Origin of the sequence: Gordonia sp. 135, assembly GCF_009720185.1 — a bacterium.
GTDB lineage: Bacteria > Actinomycetota > Actinomycetes > Mycobacteriales > Mycobacteriaceae > Gordonia > Gordonia alkanivorans.
In genome coordinates this window covers 230,390-248,560 of sequence record NZ_CP046257.1, presented here as the reverse complement: position 1 = coordinate 248,560, position 18,171 = coordinate 230,390, and the positions used below count along the sequence as shown (strand labels likewise).

Annotated in this window: 18 protein-coding genes and 1 pseudogene; 7 read left to right on the top strand and 12 right to left on the bottom strand. The window is 68.3% G+C overall.

What is annotated here, in order from left to right:
• Positions 1 to 47 precede the first annotated feature (47 nt).
• The 4 genes from GKZ92_RS01065 to GKZ92_RS01050 form a co-directional block, all read right to left on the bottom strand.
• Entirely contained in the window at positions 48 to 857 is an 810-nt protein-coding gene (locus GKZ92_RS01065; protein ID WP_006358846.1) for a glycerophosphodiester phosphodiesterase, read from the bottom strand.
• The gene (locus tag GKZ92_RS01060; RefSeq protein ID WP_006358847.1) at positions 854 to 1,738 is read right to left on the bottom strand and encodes a DUF4328 domain-containing protein; all 885 of its coding nucleotides are present in this window, start codon (positions 1,736 to 1,738) and stop codon (positions 854 to 856) included. Before GKZ92_RS01060 ends, GKZ92_RS01065 begins: the two co-directional genes overlap by 4 nt.
• A 110-nt stretch (positions 1,739 to 1,848) precedes the next feature.
• Positions 1,849 to 2,211 (bottom strand): rhodanese-like domain-containing protein, encoded by a 363-nt coding sequence (locus tag GKZ92_RS01055; protein WP_006358848.1) that lies wholly within the window; start codon positions 2,209 to 2,211, stop codon positions 1,849 to 1,851.
• A gap of 390 nt (positions 2,212 to 2,601) precedes the next feature.
• Positions 2,602 to 3,465: a S49 family peptidase gene (locus tag GKZ92_RS01050; protein WP_075862649.1), complete on the bottom strand. Its 864-nt coding sequence runs from the start codon at positions 3,463 to 3,465 to the stop codon at positions 2,602 to 2,604.
• A 100-nt stretch (positions 3,466 to 3,565) separates the two neighbouring features.
• Here GKZ92_RS01050 and GKZ92_RS01045 point away from each other — a divergent pair, with 100 nt between their 5' ends.
• Positions 3,566 to 4,333, top strand: a complete 768-nt coding sequence (locus tag GKZ92_RS01045; RefSeq protein WP_035754207.1) for a VOC family protein — start codon at positions 3,566 to 3,568, stop codon at positions 4,331 to 4,333.
• A gap of 2 nt (positions 4,334 to 4,335) precedes the next feature.
• Here the strand turns inward: GKZ92_RS01045 and GKZ92_RS01040 are convergent, their stop codons facing one another.
• The gene (locus GKZ92_RS01040) at positions 4,336 to 5,409 is read right to left on the bottom strand and encodes a winged helix DNA-binding domain-containing protein (RefSeq protein WP_006358851.1); all 1,074 of its coding nucleotides are present in this window, start codon (positions 5,407 to 5,409) and stop codon (positions 4,336 to 4,338) included.
• Between the two features lies 1 nt (position 5,410).
• The gene (gene msrA / locus GKZ92_RS01035) at positions 5,411 to 6,124 is read right to left on the bottom strand and encodes a peptide-methionine (S)-S-oxide reductase MsrA (RefSeq protein WP_006358852.1); all 714 of its coding nucleotides are present in this window, start codon (positions 6,122 to 6,124) and stop codon (positions 5,411 to 5,413) included.
• 174 nt (positions 6,125 to 6,298) lie between these two features.
• Between msrA and GKZ92_RS23535 the strand changes: the two genes are divergently transcribed.
• Positions 6,299 to 6,451: a hypothetical protein gene (locus tag GKZ92_RS23535; RefSeq protein ID WP_006358853.1), complete on the top strand. Its 153-nt coding sequence runs from the start codon at positions 6,299 to 6,301 to the stop codon at positions 6,449 to 6,451.
• Positions 6,452 to 6,649: 198 nt separating this feature from the next.
• On the top strand, positions 6,650 to 7,279 hold the full coding sequence (locus tag GKZ92_RS01030) for a superoxide dismutase (protein ID WP_006358854.1): 630 nt from the start codon (positions 6,650 to 6,652) through the stop codon (positions 7,277 to 7,279).
• Positions 7,280 to 7,357: 78 nt separating this feature from the next.
• On the opposite strand, the gene GKZ92_RS01025 is transcribed toward GKZ92_RS01030, so the two are convergent.
• Together GKZ92_RS01025 and GKZ92_RS01020 are read right to left on the bottom strand one after the other, a co-directional pair.
• Positions 7,358 to 8,110, bottom strand: a complete 753-nt coding sequence (locus GKZ92_RS01025) for an energy-coupling factor transporter transmembrane component T family protein (RefSeq protein WP_035754204.1) — start codon at positions 8,108 to 8,110, stop codon at positions 7,358 to 7,360.
• Positions 8,107 to 10,200: an ABC transporter ATP-binding protein gene (locus tag GKZ92_RS01020; protein WP_035754445.1), complete on the bottom strand. Its 2,094-nt coding sequence runs from the start codon at positions 10,198 to 10,200 to the stop codon at positions 8,107 to 8,109. Before GKZ92_RS01020 ends, GKZ92_RS01025 begins: the two co-directional genes overlap by 4 nt.
• 205 nt (positions 10,201 to 10,405) lie before the next feature.
• Between GKZ92_RS01020 and GKZ92_RS01015 the strand changes: the two are divergent.
• From GKZ92_RS01015 to GKZ92_RS01005, 3 genes and pseudogenes are all read left to right on the top strand, one after another.
• Positions 10,406 to 10,928, top strand: a pseudogene (locus tag GKZ92_RS01015) (peptidase).
• Positions 10,929 to 11,076: 148 nt separating this feature from the next.
• Entirely contained in the window at positions 11,077 to 11,799 is a 723-nt protein-coding gene (locus GKZ92_RS01010; protein ID WP_035754202.1) for a TMEM165/GDT1 family protein, read from the top strand.
• 120 nt (positions 11,800 to 11,919) lie between these two features.
• Positions 11,920 to 12,681 carry an SDR family NAD(P)-dependent oxidoreductase gene (locus GKZ92_RS01005; RefSeq protein WP_075862650.1) on the top strand — a complete coding sequence of 254 codons (762 nt, stop codon included), beginning with the start codon at positions 11,920 to 11,922 and terminating at the stop codon, positions 12,679 to 12,681.
• On the opposite strand, the gene GKZ92_RS01000 is transcribed toward GKZ92_RS01005, so the two are convergent.
• The 3 genes from GKZ92_RS01000 to GKZ92_RS00990 form a co-directional block, all read right to left on the bottom strand.
• Positions 12,678 to 13,898 (bottom strand): MAB_1171c family putative transporter, encoded by a 1,221-nt coding sequence (locus GKZ92_RS01000; RefSeq protein WP_075862651.1) that lies wholly within the window; start codon positions 13,896 to 13,898, stop codon positions 12,678 to 12,680. The two genes, GKZ92_RS01005 and GKZ92_RS01000, sit on opposite strands and share 4 nt — an antisense overlap.
• Complete coding sequence (locus GKZ92_RS00995) at positions 13,889 to 14,401, bottom strand: hypothetical protein (protein ID WP_075862652.1); 513 nt, start codon at positions 14,399 to 14,401, stop codon at positions 13,889 to 13,891. The genes GKZ92_RS01000 and GKZ92_RS00995 overlap by 10 nt, the downstream gene beginning before the upstream one ends.
• A 184-nt stretch (positions 14,402 to 14,585) precedes the next feature.
• Entirely contained in the window at positions 14,586 to 15,164 is a 579-nt protein-coding gene (locus tag GKZ92_RS00990) for a helix-turn-helix transcriptional regulator (RefSeq protein ID WP_035754443.1), read from the bottom strand.
• A 295-nt stretch (positions 15,165 to 15,459) separates the two neighbouring features.
• Here GKZ92_RS00990 and GKZ92_RS23635 point away from each other — a divergent pair, with 295 nt between their 5' ends.
• The gene (locus tag GKZ92_RS23635) at positions 15,460 to 16,392 is read left to right on the top strand and encodes a hypothetical protein (RefSeq protein WP_230461877.1); all 933 of its coding nucleotides are present in this window, start codon (positions 15,460 to 15,462) and stop codon (positions 16,390 to 16,392) included.
• Between the two features lie 35 nt (positions 16,393 to 16,427).
• On the opposite strand, the gene GKZ92_RS00980 is transcribed toward GKZ92_RS23635, so the two are convergent.
• Complete coding sequence (locus tag GKZ92_RS00980; protein WP_075862653.1) at positions 16,428 to 18,074, bottom strand: TM0106 family RecB-like putative nuclease; 1,647 nt, start codon at positions 18,072 to 18,074, stop codon at positions 16,428 to 16,430.
• Positions 18,075 to 18,171 lie beyond the last annotated feature (97 nt).

Below are 18,171 nucleotides of genomic sequence, written 5' to 3'. Positions count from 1 at the left end.
TCACGAGCCGCTCACCGCGCCGAGAAGCCCGGGCAGGAGAAGGCCGCTCAGTCGACGGTGACCAGCCAGTCGCGGACCCTGGCCGGGTGGTTGGTGGCCAGCCAGCGCACTCCGAGGTCGGCGCAGAGCTGGACGTCCACCAGTTCGTCGACGGTCCAGCAGTATGTCACGCGTCCGGCCGCGGCGGCGCGGTCGACGAGATCCGGGTACTGCCGCAGGGTCATCACCGAGGGACCGATCCCCGTGGCCCCGACGGCGGTCGCCGCACTGCCACCGAGTACTCGGGCGGTGTCGCCCAGCAAAATGGTCGGGAGCATCGGGGCATGGCGACGGATGCGCCAGACGCCGGCGGAGGAGAACGAGATGACCACGGCGCGACTGTGATCGGCCGACGGCGGGGTGGCCACGCCGAACTCGTGGAGGATCTCGAGGAGCTTCTGCTCGACGAGACTGCCGAACCGAACGGGATGTTTGGTCTCGATGAACAACCGGACCGGGCGGCGCCAGTCCAGGGTGAGCGTGAGCAGCTCCCGAAGCGTCAGGATCGACGCGGGGTCGCCCGCGGAATGCCAACTCCCGAAATCGAGTTCGCGGAGCTGGGCCAGCGTCATCTCGCTGACGATGCCGGAACCGTCCGACGTGCGGTCGACGGTCCGGTCGTGCACACAGACGAGCTCGTGATCGGCGGTGAGCCGAACATCGCACTCGAGTCCGTCCGCGCCCTGCGCGAGTGCGAGCTCGTATGCGGCCAGGGTGTGTTCCGGACGGTCCCCGGAGGCGCCGCGGTGCGCGACCACCGCGGGCTTACCCGAACGCGACACCTTCTCGGCCGCACCCACGTTCACACCTGAGTTCATCCGACCGCCACCCACCTTCTCTTCGGGACCGGGACCGCCGTGGCGGCGTCGAACAGCACCGGCACACGGCGCGCCGTCCAGAAGGCGAAGGCGGCCGACACGGCCGCGCTGATGATCACCATGGCGAGCGCGTTGGCCCCGGTCTGCACCGAGTCCGAACCCAACGCGACGACTCGGGCGACCAGCGCCAGTACGGCGGTGACGGTGACGACCACCCACGCGACCCACAGCCGGCGGACCCGGCGGCCGACACGTTCGGCGTCGAGGGACGGATCGTGGGCCACGCGCAGGGCCACGACCTCGCCCAGCACGAGCGGCGCACCGACCAGGTTCACCAGTGGGACCCCCACCAGGACCCCGACCCACAGCGGACGCCTCGGGTCGAGGAGTCGGGCTTCCTCATAGGCACCGGCCCGCAGGTCCATCACCCAGCGGATGAACGCGAGGGTCGCCCACACATAGGCCAGGAGAGCAGCGACCCCCACGAACACGATCATCCAGTCGGAGACCACGATCAACGGGTTCGGGAGCGGCTGCGTGCGGTTGACGGCCAACAGGATATAGCGCAACAGGTGGATGACCGCCGACGCCGCGAGTGCCGTCCCGGCCACGACGAGCGCGAACAGCAGGCGTGCCCGCGAGGCGTCGATCCGATCGTGCGTCGCGTCAGCGGTCACCGGCTCGTCGCGCAGACCCCAGGTCGGGATGTAGACGTAGCGGGGGATGAGACGCGGACCGCGCGGGCCCGACGGTCCGCGGCGGCTGGGGATGGCCTCGGGAGGACGCCGCGCGACCCACCGCACGTTACGGCCCCGGTACAGCCGGCCGGTCGGCGCCGTACGGGGCGGCGCGTGGGTCGCCGGGCGCGCGGGTGCCGCCATCGCACGAGAGACGTCGTCGACGACGCTCAGCGGGCCACCACAGCGAGGACAGTGCTCGCGCCCGGGACGGTGCGGCGCCTGGATGCGGCACCGCGGACAGAGGTCGATCATCAGTGGGCGTCGCCCCCGCCGTCCCTGACGCCGAACTCGACGGGCTTGCCGTGCTCCTGCCAGGCGAGCATCCCGCCGCGCACACAGATGCCGTCGTATCCCACCTGCGCGAGGTATTGCAGCACCCGCATCGAGCGACCGCTCGAATGACACACCACATAGAGGTCGGCGTCGGGGTCGAGTTCGCCGAACCGACCCGGTATCTCGGCCATCGGGATGTGGAGAGCGCCGCGGATGTGTCCGTTCGCCCATTCGTCGTCCTCACGGACGTCGAGCATCACCGCGTCGGCCGTCTGCGTGAAGTCGTCCGGCAAATCGGTCACCGGCACCTGCGTGATGTCGCCCATGGTCACGATTTCCATGGTGGCACAGTCCAGGCGCAGCGCGTGTCACGTCATCTCCCGAGCCAGTTCTCAGCAGTGCGGTGAAGATCACCTTCGATGTCGTACAGACCGCCCGAAGCGGCCTATGCTGACCATCATAGTTTTATCCACATGCCTCGAATGGACAGCTGTCCATAATCCGCACCTCACCGTCAACCTGGGGATGAGGCTGTGGAAACTGTGGAAAAACCCTGGCCAAAGGCCCTCCCTATGTGACTGGCATCACTCGTTTGGGCCAATGTGCGCGTAGGAAATTCACGAAACTGCAGGCGTCGACCGGTGGTGCATTTTCTTACAGTGCACACACCTGTGGATAACGTGGGGACAAACCCTTGGGGAAACCCCCCGAACCGGGTCTGGTATTACCCCTCAGTCACGGTGTAAAAACCCCGTCCGCACCGCGGGCGCGCGGTCGATCGCAGCCATCACGCCCGTCGTGACGCTCTCGGCCAGCCCGGAGACGGACATCTGGTTGCCCACCAGACGCGCCAGCAGCGGCTTGGGTGCCTCGATGACGGTGATCTCCGCATCGGGGTACCGCTCGGCCACCACCGAACGCATGACGCCGATGCCGTCGACGAGACCGAGTTCGGCGGCCCGGTGCCCGACCCAGACGTCTCCGTTGAAGAGTTCCTCGTCGGACGCCGTCAGCTTCTTGCCCCGACGCTGCCGCACCCATGCGATGAACGCCTCGTGCAGCTGCCCCTGGAGGCCCTTCAGCCATTCGACGTCCTCGGCCACCTCCGGCGAGAAGGTGTCGAGCCGGGCCTTGTTCTCCCCCGTCGCGTAGAGACGACGCTGCACGCCGAACCGGTCGAGAAGTGCCGAGAAGCCGAATCCCGAGGACACCACTCCGATGGAGCCGACGATCGACGTGTGAGCGGCGTAGATCTCGTCCGCCGCGCAGGCGACCCAGTAGCCGCCGGACGCCGCGACGTCCTCGCAGAAGGCCAGGACCGGCACGCCCTTCTCCGCGGACAGCTGACGGATGCGCTCGGCGATGTACTCCGACTGCGCCGGCGAACCGCCGGGCGAATTGATCACGACGACGACGGCCTTGAGCCGTTCGGTGGCGAACGCCGGCTTGAGTACCGGCTCGACCGTGTCGGTGGTCAGCCCGTGTTTGCCCATCCCGGCCGCGCCGATCGGACCGTCGAGTCGAACCACCGCGACGTGCTCGGCACGCGACTTCGCGAACTTCTTGCCCACCGCCGCCAGCGGTCCTGCAGTCATCTGCCCGAGTCTAGTGGCGGTTCACCGGTTCCGGTTTCGGGCTGGGCTGCCCACGCATTCTGCAGCGCACCGGGTGCACTCGCGCCGTAGACTCTCCCGCGTGCAGGTCAGGTGGCTCAGCGCATTCCTCGATTTCCCCGCCGACGAGTTCGGCAGCGAGGTGACCTTCTGGCGTGCGATCGCGGGCAGCACCGTGTCGCCGCCGCGCGGCGAACACCGCGAGTTCGCCTCCCTCGAACCGTTCAACGGCGACCCTCACCTCCGAGTGCAACGGGTCGACGACGGTCCGGGCGGGGTCCACCTCGACATCCACACCGACGACCCTCTGGCCGCGGCCGACGAAGCGGTGGGACTCGGGGCGACGCTGAACCACGACGCCGGCACCCACGTCGTCCTCCGTTCGCCCGCCGGTTTCGTGTTCTGCCTGGTGCCGTGGGCGGGAGAGTCAAAACGGTCCCGGCCGATCCGGTGGCCAGGTGACGCCATCAGCATCATCGACCAGTTGTGCATCGACATACCCGCAGCCGACTTCGACGCCGAGGTCGAGTTCTGGACGGCGCTGACCGGCTGGCCGCCCAAGCCACCCGAATCCCGACCCGAACTCGTGGCACTGCGCCGCGACCCCGCGATCACCACCGGAATCCTGTTGCAGCGCAGGCAATCCGATCCGGACACGCCTGGACCCGAAGGCTCGTCGACGGCAACCGGGCACCTCGACCTCGCGACCAACTCGGTCCCCGACGAGGTGGCACGCCACGAGGGATGGGGCGCTCGCGCGATCGAGCACCACCCGCACTGGACGACGATGGTCGACCCGATGGGACGCCCGTACTGCATCACCTCGCGCAATCCGCGGACGGGCGACTGAGCTCAGGGAGCAGAGAGGAACGCGCGCAGTCTCTCGACCTCGGCGTCGATCTCCCGTTCCTCGGTTTTCGTGACCTCCCGCAGCATCTCGATCCGTATCCCGCCGTCGCCGTCGAGATGCCATGTGCCGACGAGGAATCCGTCGGCGAAGACGAACCCCGGCGAGCGGCCGTTGGGTGTCACGGTCCGCCGGAACAACTCCGGGTCGGCGACGCGGACACGGTCGGCCGAGACGCCGATGACATGGTCGAACGGCGCCACGAGTCGGGCCGGGGCGGGAGTGTCAGGATCGGCGAAGCCGAGTCCGTCGAGATCGTAGAGGGTCTCGCCGTGCGGACCGGTCAGCCGGACGAGTTCCCAGTCGGCCTCCATCTTCTCCACGAGTGACCTCAGGCCGGTCATGCCCGCCCACGTCTGGATGGCCTTGACGGTGGCGGGCCCGAAACCGCGGAGGTACAGGCGGATCAGGTCCGCCCGCGCGTCCTCGCCCTCGACCGCCGGTGCACCCGGACCGGCCCATTCGTCGAACAACCGGTAGGTGGGCGCCCCGCGGCCCCGCCAGAGTCCGCGCGGCGGTACCTGCACGAGTGGGAGTCCACAACGGGCGATCCCGGTGAGGGTGGACGGGTTCTCCGCCGGATGCCGATGCGCCAGTTGCGTTCCCAGGTCCGTGCCGGAGAGTTCACGGCCGGTCAGGAGTTCGGCGGCATCGGCGATCACCCGCGACGGATCGGCCTCCACCAGCCTCGGGACGTGCGCCTCGGCGATCTCGCGCCGGAGGATCGGCTCGGCGAGCGGCCGTATCCACCGGGCATCCTCGGCGTCGATGAGGAACACCGTGGAGCGCAGCAACGCGATCCGCACGACCTCGCGCTCGGTGAGCAACTCGTCGAGTTCGGCCGGATCGAATCCCTCGACGCGGGACCACAATCCGAAGAACGCGGCACGCGGGTCCTGGGATTGCATGCCGACGCATCGGTCCAGCACCTCGATCGCGTCCTCGTCGACGCGTTCCAGCAGGTGCTGGCGGGACAGCAGGGTGCGGTTCCACTGCCGCAGTGTGATCGGCTCGGACACCTCAGGCGGGGTAGCCGATTCCGGTCGCCGCGTGGCAGCGATAACCGTGCGGGTTCTTCGCCAGGTACTGCTGGTGGTGATCCTCCGCGTAATAGAAGTGTCCGTCGCCCGCGGCGGCGAGAGGCTTGATCTCGGTGGCGATGGGGCCGAGACCGGCGGCATCGAGCGCGGTCTGGAACTTCGCCGCCGACTCCACGACGATCGCGGCGTCGTCGTCGGAGAGGGTGTAGACCGCCGACCGGTACTGGGTCCCGATGTCGTTACCCTGACGCATCTCCTGGGTCGGATCGTGCGACTCCCAGAAGATCTTGAGGATTCCCTCGAGGTCGATGACCGTCGGGTCGAAGACGACGAGCGTCGACTCGGTGTGGCCGGTGCGCGCGGTGCAGGTCTCCTCGTAGGTCGGGTTGGGCGTGTGACCACCCGCGTAACCGACCGCGGTCGTGTGCACGCCCGGGACCTGCCAGAAGATCTCCTCGATCCCCCAGAAGCAGCCACCCGCCAGGATCACCGCGGACAGACCGTCGTCGAAGGAGCCGATACCGCCGTTGCCGAAGGAGCCGTCGGCCTCCGGCCGCCCACGCATGGGGGTCTCCAGGACCAGATGGACTCCGGGGACCGTGATCTCGGTGTCGCGTCCGGGTAGTGCGGAGTCGGCCGCGATGAGTTCCTGCTTGTGCGAACTGGCGGCGAAGAGCTGGTCTAGCCAAGACATGCGCCAAGTCTACGCGCGCCGCCGGCCGTGTCCTGCTTCCCGAGTTGAGTCAGCCGTCCCAGTCTGTTTATGATGGCGGTCACATCCCGGCATGTGACACCTGTCACGTACAGCCGAAGGCCCTCGGGCCGCCGACGCCGGAATGCCGAGCCGATCCGCTGATGAAAGGCGACAATGGCGACGCACGCGACCGGAGACTATCGAGGTTCCCTCCGGACTCCGCGCGGCGCACCGCGCGCCAACTACGACGTGGCGAGAAGCTGCCGCACCATCGCGATGAGCATCGTCGCACTGCTGGCCGTCATCGTTGCGCTCGCACTGATCTGAGCCGATCCCGGCATCTCGCCCGCGTGGACCGGCGTGAACGCCCGCCCGTGATCTTCAACCGCACTTGATATTTCTTCGGGCCTGTTTGTTGCAATCACCCATGGTGTGGGGAAGGCTGGAACCATCCGCGTGGCGCCGACACAATCGGCGGACCCACGTGTGAACAGGGAATACGAAAGCACCTCAGAGAGGAACATCGTGGCTGAATACACCTTGCCGGATCTGGATTACGACTACGCGGCACTGGAGCCGCACATCTCCGGCAGGATCATGGAGCTCCACCACAGCAAGCACCACGCGACCTATGTCAAGGGCGCCAACGACACCCTGGAGAAGCTGGCCGCGGCCCGCGAGGACGAGAGCATCGCCGGAAAGGTCTACGGACTGTCGGCCACCCTGTCCTTCCACCTGGGCGGCCACACCAACCACTCGATCTTCTGGAAGAACCTGTCGCCCAACGGCGGCGGCGAGCCCGAGGGTGACCTCGCGGCTGCGATCACCGAGCAGTTCGGTGGCTTCGACAAGTTCAAGGCCCACTTCACCGCCGCCGCCACCACCCTGCAGGGTTCGGGCTGGGCGATCCTGGGCTACGACACCATCGGTGGCAAGCTGGTCATCCTGCAGCTGACCGACCAGAGCGGCAACATCCCCGCCGCCATCATCCCGGTCGTCATGCTGGACATGTGGGAGCACGCCTTCTACCTCGACTACCAGAACGTCAAGCCGGACTACGTCAAGGCTTGGTGGAACGTGGTCAACTGGGCCGACGCCGGTGAGCGTTACGGTCGCGCGAAGACCCAGGGCAACGGCCTCATCGTGCCTGCCTGATCCTCCCTTCGCCAGATACCAACGGCGCCGGTCACCTTCGGGTGGCCGGCGCCGTTCCTGTTCCGCGGGAGCGGGAGATCAGAGGATCAGCGTCACGGCGACGGCCACACCGCAGGCGATAGCGATCACGATGAGCGCCAACAGATCTGCGCGGCCCGGGCGGGCCGGATGAGCCGTGAGCCGACCGGTACCGCCGCGGGCGGTGATCGCCTCGGCCATCTCCGCGCTACGGCGCAGCGCCGACGACATGGCGGCCGTGATGAGATCCATGATCCCCATCTCCGCCGACGGATGATCACTGCGCCCCTTTGCCGTCGGCCGCAGCTTGTGCGCGGCGCGCAGCATGCGCAACTCCTCGATCAGCAGCGGAAGACCCCTCAGGCACAACGCGATTGCGACGGCCCACTCGTCGACGGGTAGACGCAGCCGCCGGAGGGGTCGCATCAACCGGGCGATCGCCGGTGCGACGTCGGCCATCGGGGTGGTCCAGATGACAAGGATCGAACTCGCCACGAGGACGAGCGCGAGGGTCACCGCCCGGAGGAACACCAGCCCACCGTGCACGCCGGCGAACGAGACGTTGAAGGCGACGCCGACACCGATCAGTCCCCAGAACCACCACGGCGGACGGGGGATGGCGCCCAACGGGATCCCGGCGATCAGGGCGGTGAGGATGACGATCGCGGCCACCATCCCCAGTGCCGGCCACGACGGCAGCACCCAGGTCATGATGCCGAGGATCAGCACGATCACCAGCTTGGTTCCCGCCCACAACCGGTGGACGAAGGAATCGCCGGGGACCTGCCGCAACGGAACCGTGCGCATGGTCATGGGGCACCTCCGTCCCAGCCGGACGGCTGATCGGCGTTCTGATGTGTGTCGGGCAGCAACCGCCCGTCGACGAGCCGGACCCGCCGGGTACACACCGAGTCCAGCGATTCGAAGTCGTGCGAGATGATCACGATGGTCATGCCCTCGGCACGCAGACGCGCGAGGAGCGCGACGATCTCCTCCCGAGCCAAGGGGTCGAGACCCGCGAGGGGCTCGTCGAGCACCAGCATGTCGGGGTTGCGGGCGATGAGCCCGGCGAGCACGACGCGACGCATCTGCCCACCCGACAGTGAATCGACCTTGGTGGCCGCCATCTGCCGGGGCAAGCCGACGAGTTCGAGGACGCGGGCGACCTCGGCGGTCCCGACCTTCTCGCCACCGGCCGCCATGATCTCGTCGGCGACGGTGACCTTCTGCAATTGCAGGCGGGCGTGCTGGAAGCCCAGCCCGACCGCGCCGACATGCTCGGTGACCGGCTCCCCGGCGTCGTAACCGGCTGCCGGAGTCGACTTCACGGAGGTGTCGAGCAGGTGGCACGTTCCGGTGCGCGGCGACAGGAGGCCCGCCATGATCCAGGCGAGGGTCGTCTTGCCCGACCCGTTGCCGCCGACGATGAGCAACCCCTCCCCGCGGTACACGGTCAAGGTGACGTCGGTGAGCGCGACGACCTCCCAGGGCGAGCCGGGCAGATGCGCATATCCCACATGGTCGAGCACCAGCAGCGGCCCGCCGATGTGCGGGCCCGGCGCCGCGAGGGACGTCGACGGCCCGGTCGGAGGAGCGTGGTCGAGGTCGGCGTGCGGGTCCGGCATCCAGTGCGGCGGATGAGGGACCACGCGACCGGCCTCGAGATGGATGACGCGATCGGCGGCCGCGGCCTCGCTGCCGCGGTGGGTGATCAGCACGACCGCGATCCCGCGTCGGGCCGGTAGCGACGCCAGCAGGTGCAGGAGCTGCCCGCGGCCCTCCGGGTCGACCATCGAGGTGACCTCGTCGGCGATGAGCAGCTGCGGATCGCGGGCGAGTGCCGCCGCGATCGCCAGGCGCTGCTGCTGCCCGCCGGACAGGTCGGTGGTCTCGCGGTCGCCGAGACCGGTCAGCCCGACCTCGGCAAGGAGAGCCTCCACGTCGACGTCGGCATCCGGCGGCAGACCCCAGACCACGTCGTCGGCGACGCGGGAACCGAGCATCTGGATCTCCGGCCGTTGCAGGACGAGCGCGGTCCCGCCGTGGACGCCCAGCCCGGCGAGACCCGGGCGGTGCACGACACCGGTGGTCGGGGCGCGACCGGCCAGGATCTTCGCGAGCGTCGACTTGCCCGAACCGTTGGCGCCGACGACGGCGACGAACTCGCCGGGGTCGATGCGCAGGTCGATGTCGTGGAGGACCGGTCTCGCGTCCGGGCTGTAGGCGAAGCCGACACGTTCGGCGACGATCGGCAGCGGCGCGACGTCGGTTGCCGTCGATGCCGGACCGTCGGAGGTGAGCGTGTCCTCGCTGGGGACGTCGCGAAGTCGCGCGATGACGCCACCGAGAATCCACCAGGCGGCGAGCAGCGAGATCGCGGTGCCGACGGTCCCGGAGATCCAGATCCACGCCCACCAATGACTGGCGATGCTCCGGCTCATCGAGTCGAGGGCGTTGCCCACGACATCGGTGGGTCCCCACCCGCGCAACCACTTGGCGACACCGTGGAGGGAGTTGGTCATCGCCTCGATGGTCAGCTCACGCAAGGGCACCAAAATAAGGAGGATCAGGACCGAGACCCCGCCGAGGAGCGGCGAGGCCACCAGCGTGGCCAGTCCGAGCGTCCCGAGCCCGCGGCGACGTCGCTTGAGGTCGCCGACGATTCCGCCGATCAGCGCCGAGCCGAGCACGGTGGCCATCGCGCCCGTACCCGCCATCGCGAACGCGACCGCTGTCGTCGCCACGGTGGCGGTGAGCAGTGCACGCGGCCGAGTGCGGGCTGCGATGAGGGCGAGAGGAACCGGTGCGAGCAGCCCGGCCGCCTGCGCCAGCGGGATGACCGAGGCGATGACCACCGCGGCGACGGTCAGGCCACCGAAGATCGCGACGGACGCGAACTCCATCGGACGCAGCGGGTGCGAGTTCTTCACCGGTCCAGTGTGCCTGGGCACCGGAGCCGTCGGTCGATCGCATGTAAACGAACCGTCACAAGACGGTGGTTCGGGTTGTCCGTTTCGTCCCCGCGGTGGATTCTTTTCACACGGGTGATCTTCGGCGGTCCTGGGTCTCAATGACCAGGTCTCCCACCCGGATTGGAGGTAGGACACGATGCAGTCGATTCCGATCGGACTCACCCCGTTCCAGCATGAGGGCACGCTGAACGGAATCCTCATCTCGGGCCGCTGGCCGGAATCCACACTCGAGTGGACACAGACCCTCGTCGGGTCGGTGCGGATCGCATGCCGGCCCGGCTTCCTCCCGACGACGACGATCTTCGGCGTCGTCGAGCAGCGTCCGCCGCACGGCGGTGAGGACACCGTCGGGATGATGGTCGCGATCGGGAACGTCGTCGACGACAGCTTCGTCGAGGCCGGCAGGTTCCTGAACAATCCCCCGGCGCTCGTCATTGCTGCACCCGCCGTCGCAGACCCGTCCGTCGTTGCCGGAGTGTTCCGAGGTCGCCTCGGGTTGTGTGCTGCTGCCCGGGCTCCCCGAACTCGGACTCGAGCACCGGGCCGGGTGGGCCGAGGCGGAGGCCGACGGGACCGTGGTGAACCTCCGCAACGAGGTGGGCATCGACCCCAATGCCGACCCGGACACCGCCGTGCTCGCCATGCTCCTCGCAGCTTAGGGCGCCGAGGCCTCGCGAAGGCCCAGAGGCGGTTGCCCGCACGCGGCAATCCGGGTGGCCGAACTTTAGTTTTTGTGCCCCCGACCTGCATGGATACGGGCTACTGACGAGTTGCATTCGCCAGTTAGGGCTCACTAACCTGGCGTCTGTGATTGCTGCCCTGCTCCTCAGTTTCGGCGTGATCTTCGTCGCCGAACTGGGCGACAAGTCACAACTGATGGCGATGACCTACGCCCTGCGGTACCGCTGGTGGGTCGTCCTCCTCGCCATCACCGTCGCCACCACTGCGGTACACGCCGTCTCGGTGTTCTTCGGTCATTTCCTCGGGATGTCGCTGCCGACCGATCTGATGTCGGTCCTGGCCGGCCTCGCCATGCTCGTCTTCGGCCTGTGGACGATCTACGGAGATCGCCTCGACGACGAGGAGCAGAACCGCGCGACGCGAGTCGGCGCCTCGGTGTTCCTCGCCGTGATGTCGGCCTTCTTCCTCGCCGAGCTCGGCGACAAGACCATGCTGGCCACCATCACACTTGCCACCGACCACGACTGGCTCGGCGTGTGGATCGGTTCCACCGTGGGCATGGTCGCCGCCGACGCCCTGGCGATCGGCGTGGGTGTCCTGCTCGGGAAGCACCTTCCCGAGCGTGTCATCGCGATCGGTGCGGCCGTTCTGTTCTTCGGTTTCGCGGTGTGGCTCACCGTGACCGGCCTGACCGGGGCGTCGACCCCGATGATCGCCGCGACGGTCACCGCGATCGTCGTCATCATCGGAGTGGGGACGTTCCTCATCCACCGCGACCGTCGTCTCCGCGCCGACTCCGATACCGAAGCAGCCGTTCCCGAGCGTTCGCTCGGTGGACACGAGGGCTGAACGCGGGCGCCACGCAGCAGCTGACTATCGTGAACGTGCACCCCGCGCCGGTGCACGTCGTCCACTTCACCGGGACACGGGTCCGGCGGCAATCGGTACCGCGAAAGGACTACTACACCCATGGACGTTTCAGGCGCTTCCGTTCTGGTCACCGGCGGGGCATCGGGCCTCGGCGCAGCCACCGCCCGTCGCTTCGCCGCCGCAGGCGCGCAGGTCTTCGGCCTCGACCTGCAGGCCTCGATCGACAAGGCGGCACCCACCGACGGCGTCACCCTGATCGCCGCCGACGTCACCGACGAAGCGCAGGTCCAGGGCGCCATCGACACCATCGCCGAGTCGGGCGCACCGCTGCGTGTCGCCGTCAACTGCGCCGGCGTCGGATGGGCCGCACGCATTCTCGGCAAGAACGGCCCGCACGAACTGGACCTGTTCCGCAAGATCATCGACATCAACCTGGTCGGCACCTTCAACGTCATGCGACTGGCCGCCAACCGCATGTCGGAGGAGTCGACCATCGACGGTGACGGCCAGCGCGGCGTCATCATCAACACCGCCTCGGTGGCGGCCTTCGAGGGCCAGATCGGTCAGATCGCCTACGCCGCGTCGAAGGGCGGCGTCCACGCGATGACGATCTCGGCTGCTCGCGACCTCGCCCGGATCGGCGTGCGCGTCTGCACCATCGCCCCGGGCACCATCAGCACCCCGATGCTCGCTGGTGTCACCCCCGAGTTCCAGAAGACCCTCGCCGAGGCGATCCCGTTCCCGCAGCGTCTCGGCGAGCCCGACGAATACGCACAGCTCGCGGAGTTCATCGTCGAGCACAACTACCTCAACGGCGAGACCATCCGCATGGACGGCGCGATCCGGATGGCTCCGCGCTAGAGCCCCGAATCCCGGCCCTCGGCTGAGCGACCGACGTGCGACACCTCGGCGCCGTCGGTCCGCAGCAGCTCCGCGGACAACCTGATCAGCGGTGCGGCATCCGCTTCCAGACCCTCGCCGTCGGCGGGGGCGAGGTCGCGGACCGCGCCGCTGATCGCGTTTCCGGACCCGTTCGCCGCCGCGTCCATCTCCGAGACCGCGGTGCGCAACAACCGGGCCTGCACGTCCACCTGGGCATACTCGAAGACCGGCGGCAGATGGGGACTGATCTGGGTCAGCGCGTCACGTGTCTCCACCACGCGCCGATGGAGCAGTGGCGTCGGGGACAGCTGCCCCGTGTGGGGCAGCACCACCTCCGGTACCGCGCCGGTCACCAGACGCCACAACGGCAGAAGTTCGGTGTCGAGTCGACGACGACGCCGGTTCGCCACGAGGGTCTGCACCTTGGAGTAGACCATCGGATAGCTGATGCCCAGCAGGAACGACACGACACCGATGACCGCCAGGACCCGGTTGGTGGTCACGAGCCACGGGGACCTCGCGACATTCGTCGCACTGACCGCCACGAACACGATCTGCGCGATCGCCCCGAGCGCCAGGAATCCGAGCCCGGCCATGAGCAGCCCCAACGACACGCGCAGGTACCCGTCCGCCGTCGAGTAGAACTTCCGGACACTGTTGACGCAAGCCAGGAAGCCGTAGGCGAGGTAACCGCTCGCGATCAGCATGAACAGTGCGAAGCCCCAGTTCTGGACCGTCCATTCGCTGATCGTCGCGGTGCGGATCTCGGCCGGGATCACCAGCATGGTGATCTGGAGACCGATGAGCGACGCGACGAGCGGGAGCGCCTCCCATCCGGCGCGTCGTTCGCGGGACACCCGGTCGGGGAAGAAGAACACCACGACCAGCGCGGCCACCCCGATCGCGAGGAGTGCGTAGAACGCCACCCTCGACAGTCCTTCGAATCCCCTGGTGTCGAGCTCGGACGCCACTGCCTCGTTGACCACGACGAAGGCGACGGTCAGCGACGCGACCGCGACCATCATCGCCAGCGGCTGGAGTCCCCAGCCGGCCCGGCGGATCTGGTCCAGTCGCCAGCAGAGCGCGATCGCGAAGATCACGCCCGCCAGCGCGTTGACGATGCCGATCCCTGCCTCGACACCCTGAGCGAGGACGAGGACCGTGGCGGCGTCGCCGGCCGGCCCGGTCACAGCCATCCGCGGTGCCCACCCAGCAGACGCTGGAGGCCCCGGAGCTCGTCGTGCGCGGCAGTACTTCCGACGCCGGTATTGGCATCCTCGGCCCAGGTGAGGATCATCGACGCCAGCATCTCGGCCTCCCACTCACGGCCGTCGGAGTAGCAGGTCCGACGCAGCGCCGCGTCGGACGAGTCCTGTGTGAGTGCGGCCAGCCCTTCGACGGATACCTCGGCCAGCATCTGGTGGCCGGCGATGAGATGCCCGAACTCGTGGATGACGATCTGGTCGCGATGCAACGGCGAGGTGTTCGCCTGATAGAAGAAGTAGTCCGCGTCGGCAGCCGCCAACCAGATCCCATTGGGCGCACCACTGGGCAACGGATGGGCGAGCAACCGGATCGGACGACCCCGTCGCTCGCCGTACCGGTCACACAGCTGAGTGACGTCCAGCGGGAGATCGAGATCGAGTCCACGCAACGCGGTGCGGCACAGCACACGCAGAGCACGCTCGGATCGACGCATGCGCACAATCGAACCATGACCCCGCAAGGGCAGGCGATCGGTGTCCACCGACCCGAGGAACGGACGGCCACGAGGCGGTCACCGGTTCGGACTTGTCTGGGCCGACACCCCACGGCCCATTTTCTCTGTCCGACGCCCGTCGACCCGTGCGACGCGGTTGTCGACCGTCAGGCCGAGAACCAGGTCATTCCTCGTTCGGCTCCCCGACCACACGCAGGCGCGAATCAGCCGACGGCTTCTTCTCGTCGCTGAGTCCTGCTGCGATGACGTCCGGTGGATCCTTCGGCAGCCCCTGCTGCTCTCGCAGCACCTTGATCAGTTCGTTCACCACGGTGACCGAATCGCTCGAGAGTCCCGCCAGGCGGAATGCGGCCAGCTGTACGTTGGTGTCCGCCTGCAACCGCATCAGATCGATCTCGTCGCGGGTGCGCTGCGCGGCCCGATCCTCGAGGAAGTAGTGTACGTCGACCCCGAATGCGGCCGCGATTCCCTCGACGGTGCGGAACGACGGGGACTTCGCCTTCCCCGACCGCAACTGGCTCAGATACGACTCACCCAGACGGAACCCTCGCTCCGTCGACCGCGCCGCAATCGCCTTGGCACTGTATGCCCTCCCGTTCGGACCGGGTACGGTCCGAAAAAGCTCCTCGAGTCGCCGGGCGAACAACCCCGGATCGAGTGCATCCGATTCCTTCGTTCTCGAACGATCGGGGTCGGTGCGTCCGGTGTCGCCCATAGGCTTCTCCGCCCCTCCTGAAGTCATGACCATCTTCTCCGAAATGCAAAACTTGAATTTGCAAACATTAAAGCCCGCTGTACTCGGCCGTTGCAATGACCGGTACGGTCAGAACGTACCGGACCGTCGCACACCATGCGTATCACCTGTGGTGATGATGTAACGAACGTTAGTGTGGCGTTCTTCACATTTCGGGGGGTAACGCGTTGTCGGACTGCTTACGACACATGATCTGGGAGCTTCACTGCAACGCCCGTTGGGCCGTGAGGTCACGTCCCGACCCCTTGGATCTCACCGACAACTGTACGCCCGGAGCCGATCGATGACCCATCGCATTCCGGCGCCGCGGGGTGACCGGCGGCGTCGATCCGTGGCAGCTTTCTGTGCCGTCCTGGCGATGATCGCGTTCCTCACTCTCACTCCCGGAATCGCCTCGACGGCCCCGATCAGTTCCGGCGACCCCGGACCGGGTCACAGCGGATCGGGCGGATCAGGCGCATACAGCGCCGACGACTCCGACGGCGACTCCAGCGACGGCGACGGCGACGGGGTCCTGCCACCGACCGGGACCGGCAACCCGGGGAGCTCCTGGCACCACGGGCACGGACACGGACACGGACACCACGGTCATGGCACCCCGTCGGGCACCGGCACCGGAACGCCGTCCGGGAGCTCGACGCCGGAATCCTCCCCGTCGGAGAGCTCGGAGAGCTCGGAGACTCCGGCGACGTCGGAGACCTCGGCAACCGGGTCGTCGACGAAGTCCTCGACGACCGGGGTCGTGGTCCCACTCCCGCCGGTGAACGTAGAGCCGAACGTGCCGTCGGCTCCGCTGCCCCCGACCGTCGCCACCCCACCTGGCGACGGAGAGGGAACCCCTCCCGCACCTGCCGCGGTCCCCACTGTTGCCGCCCCCAGCGGTCCCCCCGCCGCAGCGGCACCGCCCGGAGCACCCGCAGCCGGGGCGCCTGCAGGCGCGGAAGCCGACGCTCCCCGAGCCGGCGAGACCTCGAATATCGAGACACCGGAACCCGATTCGGACGAGTCGGACGAGTCGGCAGCCCTGGTGTCGAGCCCGCAGGGACCGTCGGATGGCCCGGCGCAGGCTCTGCCCGATTCGTCCCCCGATACGGTCCTGACCGGGGTCAAGAAGTTCCTGGTCGGCGTGGCCCCCGGTGGCCTGATGCTGCTGGGCGCGGTCGCCCTGTTCGGCAGCGGATCGTTCCTGGAGTCGCTGCGCACCCTGCGTTTCTGACGGCTCCCCTGAGCCACCCCCACCGTCTCGGCAGGTCAGTAGTCGGTCCGGGCCAGCAGATCGCGTTCGTGGGGAATGTCCTCGACGGCACTCCCGGAGATCCACTCCCGCAACGCCTTTGTGGCCCGCACGTCGTCCTCGTTGTATTCCAGCAACCGCTTGCGCTGACCGAGATCGGGGCGTCCACCGCCCAGCGCGACCGCGGCGCTGTACCACTCCATCGACGCCTCGCCGCTCGCGTCCTCGTCGCGCCACGCGAACCCGGCGACGGGCGCGACCCGTTTCAGTCCCTTGCCGCGGGGGCAGATGAAGTTCTCGCCGACGGCCTCGTAGATGTCGACCCACTCGTCGGAGGCGATGAACGCCTCCACCTCGCGGCGCGTCGGGATACCGGGTTCGCCGGCGAACCGGTCGGCCGAGCCCAGCAGCCACCGGTTCTCCGCCTGTTGTGAGTAGCAGTACGCCGCGAAGGTCTTCCCGCTCTGCCGGGCGGCGAGCCGTTCGGCGGTCAGCCAGGCCCAGAACTCGGCGAACGACCTCGCCTCGTCGCGCGTGGGCAGCGGGTCCCAGGTGACGAACGGCCGGTACACCACGGGCTCGTCGGGTGCGGTGGTGTCGGTGCGCAGTGTGCCCCACAGGTAGGCACCGTGTTCGCCGAAGCTCTCCATGTCGACGTCGACCTCGACGTCGGCGCGGTACACCCGCGGGGTGTCGAGGCGCCGGACGAGCTCGGTTCCGGTGAGCCAGGCGATCGCGCCGATCACCGCATCGTCGAATCGTGCACTGCCCGGCCAGTTCTCGGGCGGATCCCCGCGGTGTGCGGCGAGCTGGTCGATCGTGGTGATGCCCGCCTCGATGAGTGCCGTGCCCTGGTTTCCGGTGGCGACGAGCGACACGTCGCGGACGGCCTCCAGTTCCGGACCGCACTTGACCCACCACGGACACGACCGGCATTCGGCGACGCGTCGTGGTTCGGTCGGCACCTGCTGCGCCGCGATCGCCCGACGGCGGTCCAGGACCTCGTTGTAGTCGTCGAGCATCGCACCGGTGTCGTGCACGACGATGCAGTCGGCGTCGACTCCGATCACGCCGCCGCGCAGACCCCCGCTCTCCGATGACGGAGTGCGACCGATCTCGACCAGCATCGCGGTGAGCTGGGCGAGGCGTAGTGCGTCGCGCCGGTTGGGCCGGGCGGTGCGATACGGATCGGGGCTGGGCGCCCAGCCCCAGAGCGGGCTGGTGACCAGGGTCGGCGGGCGGCTCGGATCCGGGGCGGTCTTCGCGGGCTGGGTGACCCGGTGATTGACGACGATGACCGGGACGTATCCGTCCCCCACCCTCACCAGGAGTTCGGCGTGGCCCCGCCGCCCGTGCTCGACGTCGGTGGGCAGCGCAGCATTCCAGATCCACGCGGCACCCGCGTCGCAGGCCTTCATGGTGGCGGCAACCCGGTCCACGGCCCGGGACTGCGGGTCGACGGCGACGAACGCGCCCGGCTGATCGCTGTGGATGCCGCGGAGCAGATCACGGACCGCGGCCCGATGGTCGGCCGCGGCCTCCTTGCGTCGCTGGACGCCGGGCGGGTCCGGTTCGGTACCGGGACGCCCCTCGTGACCGAAGTCGAGGGCGACCCGGTGCTCGCAACCCGCCAGATCGCGCGGCGACAACACCACAGAGGCCACGCCATCCCTTTCTCGGCTCGAGCAGTCGGACGCGTGGCCCCGGCGGGCCACGTGTCATGCTTGTACTTGTTACCACGCCCGCAGCGGTCCACTCGGC